Annotated in this window: 12 protein-coding genes and 1 pseudogene; 2 read left to right on the top strand and 11 right to left on the bottom strand. The window is 71.3% G+C overall.

What is annotated here, in order from left to right; genetic code table 11:
* Positions 1–9: 9 nt before the first annotated feature.
* Positions 10–3,705 (top strand): discoidin domain-containing protein, encoded by a 3,696-nt coding sequence (locus tag NIE79_RS12615; RefSeq protein ID WP_238678722.1) that lies wholly within the window; start codon positions 10–12, stop codon positions 3,703–3,705.
* A 1-nt stretch (position 3,706) separates the two neighbouring features.
* On the opposite strand, the gene NIE79_RS12610 is transcribed toward NIE79_RS12615, so the two are convergent.
* Entirely contained in the window at positions 3,707–4,507 is an 801-nt protein-coding gene (locus NIE79_RS12610) for a crotonase/enoyl-CoA hydratase family protein (RefSeq protein ID WP_238678721.1), read from the bottom strand.
* A 186-nt stretch (positions 4,508–4,693) separates the two neighbouring features.
* Between NIE79_RS12610 and NIE79_RS12605 the strand changes: the two genes are divergently transcribed.
* Positions 4,694–5,548 (top strand): Rieske (2Fe-2S) protein, encoded by an 855-nt coding sequence (locus tag NIE79_RS12605; protein ID WP_238678720.1) that lies wholly within the window; start codon positions 4,694–4,696, stop codon positions 5,546–5,548.
* A 208-nt stretch (positions 5,549–5,756) separates the two neighbouring features.
* On the opposite strand, the gene NIE79_RS34205 is transcribed toward NIE79_RS12605, so the two are convergent.
* The 10 genes and pseudogenes from NIE79_RS34205 to NIE79_RS12560 form a co-directional block, all read right to left on the bottom strand.
* Positions 5,757–5,897: a hypothetical protein gene (locus tag NIE79_RS34205; protein ID WP_372471485.1), complete on the bottom strand. Its 141-nt coding sequence runs from the start codon at positions 5,895–5,897 to the stop codon at positions 5,757–5,759.
* Positions 5,898–6,186: 289 nt separating this feature from the next.
* Positions 6,187–7,250: pseudogene (locus NIE79_RS12600) on the bottom strand (LysM peptidoglycan-binding domain-containing protein); the annotation flags it as partial.
* 14 nt (positions 7,251–7,264) lie between these two features.
* Positions 7,265–7,714: a pilus assembly protein TadG-related protein gene (locus NIE79_RS12595; protein WP_238678719.1), complete on the bottom strand. Its 450-nt coding sequence runs from the start codon at positions 7,712–7,714 to the stop codon at positions 7,265–7,267.
* Positions 7,711–8,178 (bottom strand): TadE/TadG family type IV pilus assembly protein, encoded by a 468-nt coding sequence (locus tag NIE79_RS12590; RefSeq protein WP_238678718.1) that lies wholly within the window; start codon positions 8,176–8,178, stop codon positions 7,711–7,713. The genes NIE79_RS12595 and NIE79_RS12590 overlap by 4 nt, the downstream gene beginning before the upstream one ends.
* Positions 8,175–8,618 (bottom strand): TadE/TadG family type IV pilus assembly protein, encoded by a 444-nt coding sequence (locus NIE79_RS12585; RefSeq protein ID WP_238678717.1) that lies wholly within the window; start codon positions 8,616–8,618, stop codon positions 8,175–8,177. The genes NIE79_RS12590 and NIE79_RS12585 overlap by 4 nt, the downstream gene beginning before the upstream one ends.
* Positions 8,619–8,626: 8 nt before the next feature.
* Positions 8,627–8,827: a hypothetical protein gene (locus NIE79_RS12580; protein WP_112677536.1), complete on the bottom strand. Its 201-nt coding sequence runs from the start codon at positions 8,825–8,827 to the stop codon at positions 8,627–8,629.
* A 25-nt stretch (positions 8,828–8,852) separates the two neighbouring features.
* Complete coding sequence (locus NIE79_RS12575; RefSeq protein ID WP_238678716.1) at positions 8,853–9,725, bottom strand: type II secretion system F family protein; 873 nt, start codon at positions 9,723–9,725, stop codon at positions 8,853–8,855.
* Positions 9,726–9,840: 115 nt separating this feature from the next.
* A complete protein-coding gene (locus NIE79_RS12570) occupies positions 9,841–10,785 on the bottom strand; it encodes a type II secretion system F family protein (RefSeq protein WP_372471491.1) in 945 nt (314 codons plus the stop codon).
* A complete protein-coding gene (locus NIE79_RS12565; RefSeq protein WP_238678714.1) occupies positions 10,743–12,293 on the bottom strand; it encodes a TadA family conjugal transfer-associated ATPase in 1,551 nt (516 codons plus the stop codon). Before NIE79_RS12565 ends, NIE79_RS12570 begins: the two co-directional genes overlap by 43 nt.
* Complete coding sequence (locus NIE79_RS12560; protein ID WP_238678713.1) at positions 12,283–13,083, bottom strand: CpaE/TadZ family protein; 801 nt, start codon at positions 13,081–13,083, stop codon at positions 12,283–12,285. Before NIE79_RS12560 ends, NIE79_RS12565 begins: the two co-directional genes overlap by 11 nt.
* Positions 13,084–13,085: the final 2 nt, after the last annotated feature.

The raw sequence follows: 13,085 nt of genomic DNA, 5'->3' as shown, positions 1-13,085 counted from the left end.
AGCGACCCCATGTCCAGGACTGGCACGAGACGAGGCACGCCGCCAACCGGCGCGCCCACCACCGTCCCCCGTACCGCCCGCACGGGCCGCCGTCGGATGCTCGCCGGCGCGCTCGCCGGGATGCTCCTCGCCACCGCCCCGGTCGTCACCCCCATGGCGAGCGCGGCACCGGCGGCCGACCCGTCCGCGGCCTCCGCCCGTGTGGCCATGCTCGCCGGGCTCTCCGCGACAATGACCGCCAGCAGCTACAACCAGAACTACGTGGCGGGCAACGCCAACGACGGCAACGCGTCGACCTACTGGGAGAGCGCCAACAACGCGTTCCCGCAGTGGATCCAGGCGGACCTGGGCGCCACTGTCAGCGTGGACCGGGTGGTGCTCAAGCTGCCGCCCGCCTCGGACTGGCAGACCCGCACCCAGACGCTGTCGGTGCTCGGCTCGACCAACGGCTCGTCCTTCACCACCCTGAAGGCGTCCGCCGGCTACACGTTCAACCCGAGCAGCGGCAACACCGCGACGGTCAGCTTCACCGCCGCCAGCACCCGCTACGTACGCGTGCAGGTCACCGGCAACACCGGCTGGGCGGCCGCCCAGCTGTCCGAGGTCGAGGTCTACGGCGCCACCGGCAGCACCGACACCCAGGCGCCCAGCGTCCCGGGCAACCTGGCCTACACCCAGCCGGCCAGCGGGCAGATCCGGCTCGCCTGGTCGGCGTCGACCGACAACGTCGGAGTGACCGGGTACGACGTCTACGCCAACGGCGCGCTGCGCGGCAGCGTCAGCGGCTCGACGCTCACCTACACCGACAGCCAGCCGACCAGTGCCACTGTCTCGTACTACGTGCGGGCCAAGGACGCGGCCGGCAACCAGTCGGCCAACAGCAACACGGTGACCCGGACCGGCACCGGCAACCCGCCAACCGGTTCGAACCTGGCGATCGGCAAGCCGATCACCGCCTCCGGGTTCGTGCACACGTTCGTGGCCACCAACGCCAACGACAACAACGTGGCCACCTACTGGGAGGGCAACGGCAACCCGAGCACACTGACGGTGCAGCTCGGCGCCAACGCGAGCCTCAGCCAGGTCGTCGTGAAGCTCAACCCGGACTCGGCGTGGGGCGCGCGTACCCAGAACATCACGGTGCTCGGCCGGGACCAGGGCTCGTCGTCCTTCACCACGCTGGTGGGCGCGGCGAACTACTCCTTCAACCCGGGTAGCGGCAACACGGTGACCATCCCGGTCTCCGGCGCCGCGGCCGACGTACGGCTCTCGATCGCCTCGAACACCGGCGCTCCGGCCGGTCAGGTGGCCGAGTTCCAGGTCTTCGGCACCCCGGCGCCGAACCCGGACCTGACCGTGACCGGCATGTCGTTCACCCCGTCCGCACCGGTGGAGACCAGCACCATCACGCTCTCCGCGACGGTGCGTAACGCGGGCTCGGCGGCCTCCGGCGCGACAAACGTCAACTTCTACCTGGGCTCCACCCGGGTGGGCACGGCATCGGTCGGCGGTCTCGCGGCCGGCGCCTCGACAACTGTCAGCGCCAGCATCGGCACCCGGGACTCGGGCAGCTACCCGCTCAGCGCCAAGGTCGACGAGTCGAACACAGTCGTCGAGCAGGACGACACCAACAACAGCTACACCAACCCCACCCCGTTGGTCGTCGCCGCGGTCGCCAGCTCCGACCTGGTCGCCTCGGCGGTCGCCTGGTCGCCGGGCAACCCGTCGGCGGGCAACACGGTGACCTTCTCCGTGTCCATCCGCAACGCCGGCAACCAGGCCTCCGCGTCCGGTGCGCACGGCATCACCCTGACCGTGCTCAACGAGTCCGGCTCCGTGATCCGTACCCTGACCGGCTCGTACTCCGGCGTGATCAACGCTGGCGCGACGGTCGGCCCGATCAGCCTGGGCACCTGGACCGCCGCGAACGGCAAGTACACAGTCCGGGTGGTGCTCGCCGTCGACGGCAACGAGCTGCCGGTGAAGCAGGCCAACAACACCAGTGACCGTCCGCTCTTCGTCGGTCGCGGCGCCAACATGCCGTACGACATGTACGAGGCCGAGGACGGTGCGATCGGCGGCGGCGCCGCCGTCGTCGGACCGAACCGGGAGATCGGTGACCTGGCCGGCGAGGCGTCCGGTCGGCGGGCGGTGACCCTCAACTCGACCGGCAGCTACGTCGAGTTCACCACCCGGGGCAGCACCAACACGCTGGTCACGCGCTTCTCCATCCCGGACGCACCGGGCGGCGGCGGGATCAACTCGACGCTGAACGTCTACGTCAACGGCACGTTCCACAAGGCCATCGACCTGACGTCCCGGTACGCCTGGCTCTACGGCAGCGAGGCCAGCCCGGGCAACTCGCCGAGCGCGGGCGGACCGCGGCACATCTACGACGAAGCCAACGTCATGCTCAACTCCACAGTCCCGGCCGGCAGCAAGATCCGCCTCCAGAAGGACCCGGCCAACACCACCACGTACGCGATCGACTTCATCAACACCGAGCAGGTGGCGCCGATCGCCAACCCGGACCCGACCCGCTACACCACGCCGACCGGCTTCACCCACCAGGACGTGCAGAACGCCCTGGACCGGGTGCGGATGGACACCACCGGCAACCTGGTCGGGGTGTACCTGCCGACCGGTAACTACTCCACCTCGTCGAAGTTCCAGGTGTACGGCAAGGCGGTCCAGGTGACCGGCGCCGGCCCCTGGTACACCCGGTTCAACGCGCCGTCCGGCCAGGACAACACCGACATCGGCTTCCGGGCCGAGAACTCGGCGGCCAACTCGTCGTTCAAGAACTTCGCCTACTTCGGCAACTACACCTCGCGGATCGACGGTCCGGGCAAGGTGTTCGACTTCGCCAACGTGTCGAACATCGTGATCGACAACATCTGGAACGAGCACATGGTGTGCCTCTACTGGGGCGCGAACACCGACTACATGACGATCAAGAACTCCCGGATCCGGAACATGTTCGCCGACGGCATCAACATGACCAACGGCAGCACCAACAACCTGGTCAGCAACAACGACGCCCGGGCCACCGGCGACGACAGCTTCGCGCTGTTCTCGGCGATCGATGCGGGCGGCGCCGACATGAAGGACAACATCTACGAGAACCTGACCTCGACCCTGACCTGGCGGGCCGCCGGTGTCGCCGTGTACGGCGGCTACGGCAACACGTTCCGCAACATCTACATCGCGGACACCCTGGTCTACTCGGGCATCACCATCAGTTCGCTCGACTTCGGCTACCCGATGAACGGCTTCGGTGCCAACCCGCCGACCCGCTTCGAGAACATCTCGATCGTGCGGGCCGGTGGGCACTTCTGGGGTGGGCAGACGTTCCCGGCGATCTGGGTCTTCTCCGCCTCGAAGGTGTTCCAGGGCATCCGGGTCAGCGATGTCGACATCATCGATCCGACCTACAGCGGCATCATGTTCCAGACCAACTACGTCGGTGGGCAGCCGCAGAACCCGATCACCGACACGGTCTTCACGAACGTCTCCATCAGCGGTGCCCGGAAGAGCGGGGACGCCTACGACGCGAAGTCCGGCTTCGCCATCTGGGCGAACCCGATGCCGGAGGCCGGGCAGGGGCCGGCCGTCGGCTCGGTCACCTTCAACAACCTCCGCTTGAGCAACAACGCGGTGGACATCCAGAACCCCACGACAACCTTCACCATCAACCGCAACTGAGCTAACCGGTAGCCGACGCCGCCGGGGGGTGTACCCCTCCCGGCGGCATCGCGCCGTGTCGGCCCTCGCCAGCGGTGAACCGGGCCGCGCCGGCCGCCGCGTCCGTGGCCAGCGAGTCCATCCCGTACGCCAACTCGGTCGCCAGCGCCTCCGGCTCTCGTCGCCCCGCGCCGGCCAGCAGCGCCGCCCGGTCGTTGCGCAGGCAGGTCTGCGGATGCCGGGCGATCGCCGCCGCCAACTCCTCGGCCGCAGCCCGCGCCTGGCCGGGTGGCACCAACCGATTGACCAACCCCATCGTGTACGCCTCGTCGGCCGGCACCGGGCGGCCGGTGAGGATCAGGTCCATGGCCCGACTCTCGCCGATCAGCCGGGGCAGCCGAACGGTGCCGCCGTCGATCAGCGGCACTCCCCAGCGGCGGCAGAACACGCCGAGTGTCGCGTCGGACTCGGCGACCCGCAGGTCACACCAGAGCGCCAGCTCGAGCCCGCCCGCCACCGCGTACCCGGAGATCGCCGCGATCACCGGTTTGCTGAGCGTCATCCGGGTCGGACCCATCGGGCCGTCCCCCTCCGGCTCGACCCGGTTACCGCTCGGTGTGCCGATCGCCTTGAGGTCGGCACCGGCGCAGAACGTGCCACCGGCACCCCAGAGCACGGCCACCGCCGCGTCGGGGTCGGCGTCGAAGGCCCGAAACGCGTCGGCCAGCGCCCGAGCCGTAGGACCGTCCACGGCGTTCCGAGCTGCCGGTCGATCCAGCACAACTGTGCTGACCGCCCCGACCCGCTCCACCCACACACCCATCCCGCCAGCATGCCCGGCTCGCCCGACCCCCACAATCCCCGTCGATCTTGCACTTCCGGTTGCCGGTTCGCGGCTTGTGCCCCGATTCATCGGAGCAGAAACTGCAAGATCGGCGGTGTGGGGCGTGGGGTCAGGTTTGTCGTTGCCGACCGGTTTGCGACGGCGATCGCCGGGAAGTCGGTACTCGTGCGAGCACTTTTGACGAAAGTTGAGCAGGACTCCCGGCTGGACCGCGCGGGTGACCGGTTGCAGAAGGTCGTCCTGGGGACACTGCGTCCACGCCGGCTGCGCGACCTGCTGCACGGGGTGACCCTCGGGCACCCGCTGCACCCGGCGATGGTGCAGGTGCCGGTCGGCGCGTGGATCAGCGCCGCGGTGCTGGACCTCATGCCCGGGCAGCGCCGGCCAGCCACCGTGCTGGTCGGTCTGGGCACCGTCAGCGCGCTGCCAGCGGCGGTCGCCGGTCTGAACGACTGGGCGGCACTCGCCCGGGACCAGCGCCGGGTCGGCCTGGTGCACGCCGCCGCCAACACCGTCGGCATGACGCTCTACGCCGGCTCGTTGGCCGCCCGACTGTCCGGCCGTCACGGCATGGGTCGCGCCCTCGGCTTCCTCGGGCTCTCCACAGTGAGCCTCGGCGCCTACATCGGGGGTCACCTGGCGTACAAGCAGGGGGCGCAGGTCAACCAGAGCGTCTCCGAGCTGCACCGGATGACCGATGGCTGGCACTCGTTGGCCGACATGGCGACGTTGCCGCAACGCACCCTGATCACCCGGGAGGTGGACGACGACATCTCGGTCATCCTCTACCGGCACGGTGACGAGGTGACGGTGATGTTGGAGCGCTGCCCGCACCAGAGCGGGCCGCTCGGCGAGGGTGAAGTGCAGGAGATCGACGGCCACGCCTGCGTGGTCTGCCCGTGGCACGGCAGCGCCTTCCGGCTCAACGGCGGTGAGGTCGTGCAGGGGCCGTCCGGCAACGACCAGCAGATCCTGCCCACCCGGATCCAGGACGGCGTGCTCCAGACCCGCCTGCCCTGACCCGTTCGCGCTGGCCCGCCCGCGCCGTGGCGCTGGTCCGCGCGCCTCCGGCGTCGGGATGCCTTACCTCACGCAGATGCTCCGCGCCCCAAGGCAGGAACTCCTTCGACGCTGACGTCTGTGAGTCATCTTGATGACCCAGAGGCATATCGCTCTCCGAGACGTCGCCCCGGCCGCCCCCGCCAGGGCGGCGTGACGTGCGGGCCGCTCAGATGCGTCGGTGTCGGCCCACCGGCGGACCGTCCGGCACGGAGTCCAGGCCGTGCCCGCCGTCGAACAGCCCGCCCTCGCCGCCAGCACCGGCCCAGCCCTCGTCACCATCCCAGCCATCAGGGCCGGCGGCCGTCATTCCGCCGCCGTAGGGTGCCGTGCCGCCGGAGAGAGCCATCCCGCTGCCCGGAAACGCCGTGCTGCCGGGGAAAGCCATTCCGCTGCCGGCGGGTGCCACCTCGCTGCCGGCGGGCATCACCCCACTTCCGGTAGGTGCGACAGCACTGCCGGCAGGCTTCTCTCCGCCACCGCGAGGTGCGACCCCGCTCCCGCTCGGTGCCGCGCCGCCGTGCGGTGCCGCCGGGCCTTCGATGGCCGCCGCCGCCCGGCTGGCAGCCCACGCGGCACCGCTCCCGGCCGCCCCACCACCGCCACGCCGGCCTGCACCACTGCCGCTCTGGCCCGCGCCACCGCTTCGTCGGCCTGCGCCGCTTCGGGAGGTGCGGGAGGACGCGGCCAGTCGGGGAGCTGCCCCGGCGGTGGCTGGACGGCGACGCAGCCCCAGGACTGCGCCGATCTGGGCGCCGACGATGCTCGCCACCGCCAGTACGGCGGAGACCGCCAGCGGACGGTTCACCCGATCGGCGGCACCGGCTCGGGCCGCACCGACAGTCATCGCTGGTGGTTGGCCCGCTGACTCCGTACCGCTGGGCGGTGCCGGGGCCACCCGCGGCGGTGCGGCCCGCTCGGGCGCCGGCCGGGGCGCGGGCGGTTTCGGCGCCGCGGGCCGGTCGACGAGCCGGCCGGTGGCGTGCTGCCGGGCCCCCTGGTCGGCGGCCTCAGTGGGCAGCCGGAGCAGTTGGCCGGGGCGGATCCGGTCCGGGTCGTCGAGCTTGTTCAGCTTGGCGAGCTGTCGGTAGTCACCGAACTCGTCCAGGTACCGCTCGGCCACCTCACCGAGGTAGTCGCCCCGCGCCACCCGGTACACCGGCGCGGCCTCGTCGTTCGCCGTCGACGCGGCGCGAGTCGGCGCGGCCACTGTGGTGACGGCCGGCGCACTCGGACTGGCGTACACCGGAGTTCCGTAGATTGCCGCGGCGCTCGCGGCGGCCGGGCTGGCGACCAGGATCAGCGCGACCGAGCCGACCAGCGCGGCGGCGGCCTTCTGCTGGCGGCCCATCCCGGGCAGCTTCGGCGCCGGCCGGCGCAGGGTCTGCGCGCCCAGCTCGACGAGGACGGAGAAGGCGAACGTGGCCCAGCCGAACCAACCGGCCACTGCGAGAGCCCGCAGGAAGAGCTGACCGTCGTCCCGGCTGGTCAGCGCGGTGCCCACCTCGCTGATCGTGGGAAGGTGATCGGGCAGCGGGTTACCGGCGAAGGCGAGCAGCGCGATCGGCGCGCCGACCAGTAGCACCAGGAGCACGGCCAGCGCGCCGATGCCGGTGAGGATCCGTCCGGTCCGCCGTACGACGGACCCACCCGATACGGGCATGACTGCCTTCCTTCCTACTGTGTTGCGGTGATGGCACGCGCGGTCGCCTCGCCGGTGACGGTGACCGTCTTCTCTTGAATGAACGGTCCGATCATCGAGCGGTGGTAGGTGATGGAGACGGTCACCCGGATCAGGGTTTCCCCATCGGCCTGGGGAAAGTTCACGGAGTGGCCAGAGGTTTTCACCGCCGCCAGGTAGTTGGCGACCGCATCGCGCGCCTCCGGCTCGTTGATCCGCGTCGGCCCGCCCTCGATGGCGGTGGCCCGGTCGATGGCCTGACCGCCGGCCCGGGCCGCCTCGGCGGCCAGGTTCTGGGCGCGTTGCAGGGTGCGGAGCTGTCCGGCGCCGTCGAAGGAGAGGCCGATGATGGCCAGTACACCGACCATCGTCACCGCGAGGAAGATGCTCACCCGGCCGTGCTCACCGGCCCGCGAGGGCCTGGCAGCCGATGTCGTGGCCGTCATTGCCGACTCCGGTAACGGTCGAGGGGGGAGGTGAACTCCGCGGAGATCAGCCGTTCACTCTCCATCCCGGGCAGGATGTCGAGGGTGATGTCCTTGAAGGACACGCGGCAGCTGATCTTCACCGTCACCGTGGCGTTCGTACCGACCGTGCTGCTGAAGGCCTTGTCGAAGCTGGACCCGTTGCCGGGCGACTTGCCGCTGAATTCCGGGTCCAGGCCGTTGGCGCAGGCCAGGCCGTGCCAGTCCAGCTGTTTCTGGGCAGCCTCCCGCGCCTCTTCCTTGGCGACGTCGGAGTTCCGGGAGATCGACGCCGCCCGGGCGGCGTCGTGCGCGGCCGCTTCGAGCGCCTCCGCGGCCACCGCGCTGCGCCCGACCACACCGGCCAGCACCATCAGCGCGATGAACGCGGGCGCGAGCACCGCCACCTCGATGGAGACCGAGCCCCGCTCGGCGGTACGGGTCATGGCGGGGTCACCCTCTCCACCGTTCCGTGGGCGGTCTGCCGAATCGCGAAGTCCACGCCCGGCACCACCGACAGGGACCGGCCACTCACCGTGCAGGTCACCTCGGTCGGGGTGGTCACGCAGGTCGGGCCGGACCTGTCCCAGCCCACCAGCCAACCGCCGGCGGCCCGCAGGAAGCGGGAGGCGCTGTCCACCCCGGCGCCGCTGCGCGCCTGGTACGTCCGCTGCGCGTTGACACCGCTCTGCGCGGCGTTCAAGGCTGTGGAGCGGGCGAGGAAGACGGCCGCGACCTGGATCGAGGCGAAGAGCAGCACCAGGATCAGCGGCATCATCACGGCGAGTTCCACCGGGTTGGCACCCCGCTCGCGGTCGCCGGCCGCGAGGCGGCGCCGGGCGGCGGTGACCGCCCGGCTCCATCTCGGGTACGCAGCTGCACGCACGCCAGCTACTACGGCTTCGTGTAATTCGGGATACCGGTCATCCAGCTGTTGGCCTTGGTCAGGGCCAGGGCGGTGACGGCCATGGCGACGGCGACCAGGCCGGCGATGATCACCGCGGTGGGCACCGGGCTGTCGCCGCGCTCACTGTCACGGCGTAGCTCGGCCAGGCGCGTCGTCACCACGACGTGCAGATAGCTGAGGATGGACATGGCGTTCTCCTTCAAGGGGGAGGGGTCAGACACGGGCGATGAACGGATAGAGGACGAACCCGAGCAGCACGAAGACGAGCAGCGCGCCCGGGATGTCGAGCTTGCTGGTGATCCCCTCGGCACGAGCCAGGTTGTCGGTGCGGATCTGGTCGCGCAGCGAGTCGGCCCGGCTGCGCAGGGTCTCGTGCACCTGCGCGCCCTCGCTGCCGGAGGAGCGCATGATCGCGCCGACGTCGCCCAACTCGGGAATGCCGATCTTGTCGGCGAGGTCGCGCAACTCGTCCCAGGGCGCGTGCATCTGCATCTGGGCGATCCGCAGCGACTCCTGGAGTCGGTCGAACACCCAACCGTCGCAGACCGCCGCCGCCCGCTCCAGCGACTGCACCGGCCCGTGCGCGGCCGAGAGCTGCAACGCCACCAGGTCGAGGTAGGTGCAGACCGCCTGGCGGAACTCTTCGCGGGCGGCGTTGGCCTTGGTCAGCACGGAGCGGTGTGCCAGCAGACCGGCCAGCAGCGCCAAACCGAGGCTGCCCAGCACCGGCACCACCAGTGGGAACGGGATGCCGAGCAGCCACATCACCACCCCGAGCACAGTCGGTGTGGCCAACCCGATCAGCGCGGAGAGCAACACCGACAGCGCGTACTGCTCGGAGGTCTGACCGATCAGGGCGAGCTGCATCTGCGGCGGCCGCAACCAGCGCGACATCCCGGTCAGCCAGTCGAGTCGCCGGGACGCGGGCGTGGCCACCCGACCGGTGCCCGGCGGCTGATGCAGTCGGCGCAGCGCAGGCCCGAGCGCCGGAGTCGCCGGCACCAACTCCCGGACCACCAGGAACACACCCAGACCGATCCCGGCGCCACCGCAGACCGCGAGAACAAACTGCCAGTTCACGATCATGCGAGCCGCCTTGTGTTCGCGACTGCGGGGCTCCGCTGCGCTGCACTCCTCGCGCTCACCGGGGCTGGCCTTTCGTTCGCGACTGCGGGGCTCCGCTGCGCTGCACTCCTCGCGCTCACGCGATCACCTCGGCCGGGTTGGGCGCCGGCAGGAACCGCGCCGGCCGTTGCGGCTGGCTCATCGACCGCACCCAGGCCAGCAGGCCGATGAAGGCGGCGCCGAGGGCGGCCATCACCAGCTGACCCACAGGTGTGCCGTACGGCTTGATGTACTCGGTGTTGATCAGCCCGTACGCCAAGGTTGCCAGCGTCATCCCGGTGAGGAAGCGGACCGCGAACCGGGGCTGGGTGCGTTTGGCCTCGATCTCCCGACGGGTTGCCACCTCCGCGGACGCCGCGCCGGCGATCGAACCGAGCACGTCACCAAGCCGCTCACCCCGGTCCGACAGGTGCAGGATCAGCGCAGCGACCACCTGGTCGCAGACCGGGTCGGCGATCTCGTCGGCGAACGCCAGCAGCGCGGAGCGGGCCATCCAGCCGGCCTGGAGACGGGCGGCGAGCAGCCGTACCTCGTCCTCGACGCCGGGCGGCACGCTGCCGATCGTGCCGATGATCGACTGTTGGAGGCCCTGCCCGGTGCCGGAGACGTCCTTGAGTCGGCGGGTCCACTCGCCGACGGCCTCGATGCGGGCGATCGCCCGCTGCTCGGCCTTGCCCACTCCGAACAGCCACGGCGTGCCGGGCACCGCGACCGCCACCAGCAGGCCCACCACCGGCAGCCCGGTCAGCAGGAACGCCAACGCGCCGGCGACCAGCGCGGCGACCAGCAGCGCCTGATAGGCCCGCCGCTCGGCCGGAGTGCTGCCCGGCCCGCGCCACAGTCGGCTCAGCCCCGGCCCACTGCCCGGCCGCGGCCCGGGGGGTCGACGGGTGCCGACCAGGGCGACCACTGCCAGCAGCAGCCCGGCCACACAGGCGGCGCCGGAGACCACCGCGATCAACTCCAGGCTGTCGACCATCAGGACCGCCGGGCCAGTCGGGTCTGCCGAGGCCGCCGCCAGGCACCGGCACCGGCCTCGACCCACCGGGTCAGCAGCCGCGCGTCGTAACCCACCCGCAGCAACTGGTCGCGGACCCGCTCCGGCAGGTGCCGGGGAACCGCACGACCGTCCGGGCCCGGCCCGAAGACAGTTGTGGTGGTGATCCGACCGGCTTCGCCGGCCCCGATCACCTCCTCCACATGCGAGACGAACCGGTGCTTCCGCCCGCCGATCGCGGTCTCGTCCTCGATGGTGACGTAGACGATCAGGTCGAGCGCGTTGCCGGCCATCCGGCGGGCCTGGTCGACTGTCATCTCGCGGCCGTGTGCCAGGGCCAGCTCGACGATCCGTTCACCCACACCGGAGGCGGTACGGGCGTGGATGGTGCACATCGACCCCCGGCTGGTGGTCATCGCCTGGAGCATCGGCACGATCTCCCGGGACCGCACCTCGCCCACGATGATCCGCAGGACCCCCATCCGCAGCGACAGCGGGATCAGGTCGGCGATGGTCACCTCACCGGCTGGGCGGCCGTCGAAGCCGCGCTCGCCGTGCCCCTCCCGGGCCTCGAAGCTCATCACCGCCCGGTGCCGCTCCCGGCGGCGGGCCGGAAGCAGCTCCCGACTCTCCTCCAGCAGCACGTACGGCTCGTCCTGCGGGATCTCGTTCATCAGCGCCCGGATGACAGTGGTCTTCCCGGCACCGGCCAACCCGGCGACCATGATGTTCAGACCGGCACGCATCGCCGCGCGGAGGAAGTCGCGCAGCAGCGGATCGATCATCTCGTCCAGGTCACCTCGGGCGCCCGCGAGGTCGTCGAGGCTCACGTCCAGGGTGTTGTGCTTGCGGATCACCGCGTACGGGCGGTGGCTGACCAGGAACACCGCGGCCAACCGGCTGCCGTCGGGCAGCTGCAGGTCGAGGGTGGGCTTCACAGTGGAGAGGGACCGCTCGGTCGCGCCCGCCCGACGGGCCGCCGCCTGGAGGATCTCCACCAGCTCGGCGTCGCTGTCGGCGATCGGCTCCGCCCAGTCCACCCCACCGCCGTGCCGGGTGATGCGCACCTGGTCGCAGCCGAGGATGTGCACCTCCTCGATGGTGTCGTCGACAAGCAGCGTCTGTAGCCGGCCGAGCCCGACCAGCTCGGCGGTCACCTGGTCGAGCAGCAGGCGTTCATCGCCGGCGGCCATCGGCGTGCCGGCCCGGCGTACCGAGTCCGCGTACGCGGAGACCACGGCGACGGCGAGTCGGGCCCGCTCGGTGTCCTCCTCGTCGACTGTGAACTCCCGGCCGCGCTGCCAGAGGGTGAGCCGTTCGGTGAGTTCCCGGCGCAGCTCCCGGACCACCTGGAAATCCATCCGGGCCCGGGGCGGTGCCTCCGCCGGCGGGGTGGCCGCCGGCGCCGGCTGCGGCTGCGGCTGCGGCCCGGACTGGTGGTGCCGGCCGTTCGGCACGGCCAGGGGCGGCGCGGTGGAGGTCACTGCCGGTGGCTGTTGGCGCGGATCGGTGGAGACCGGCTCAAACCGCATCCGGCACCCCCTGCTGCACGGGCCACGCCAACCGGGCCCGTCGCCGTTCCAGGAGCGCCCCGATCGGGACCTCCAGCGCGGCCGCCGCGCGCATCAGCGGCCGACCGGCCCGCACTGTCCCGCCCAGGGCGAGCACCCCGGCGGTACGCGGATCGTGCGGCAGCCGCGCGATGACCGGCAGTTTCAGGGCGCGGCTGATCTCGGCCCGCCCGTGCCCGTCGCCGACCAGCAGCAGCCGCAGGGTGCCCGGGGGTACCCGGTGCTCGGCGAAGTCCCGTTCCATCGCGGTGACCACCGCGCGGGTGCCGGAGAGGTCCGGCAGGTGTGCCCGGGTCACCAACAGCACCACCGAGGCGGCCCGCAGCACCGGCCACGGTGGCCCGGTCACGTGCAGCCGGCCGCAGTCGACCAGGACGTCGTAGCCGGGGGTGCCGCGGTCGAGGGCGTCGAAGTAGTCGGCGAAGCGCTGCCAGAGCGGGGTGACGCTGCCGCTCTGGGTCGGGTCGACGAGGCCGGGTAGCAGCAGCCGTTCCCGGCGGGGTGCGTCCAGGTCGACCAGTTGGGACCAGAACGCGGTCTCCAGGTTGCCGTCGCGCAACTCCCCGACGGCCAGCTCTCCGATGCCGCGCGGGCCGTCCAGTTGGCCGCCGAGGTATCCGGCGAGGATCGAGCCGCCGGCCGGGTCACATTCGGCGATCACCAGCCGCCGGTGCCAGGCCAGCGCGCAGGCCAGCGCCGAGGTGGTGACGCCCGGCGAACCCTTCGCGGACACCAGCGCGATGATCGCCATGC

This window comes from Micromonospora trifolii (assembly GCF_022229005.1).
Classification (GTDB): Bacteria; Actinomycetota; Actinomycetes; order Mycobacteriales; family Micromonosporaceae; genus Micromonospora; species Micromonospora trifolii.
This window is presented reverse-complemented; position numbering and strand designations above follow the sequence as displayed.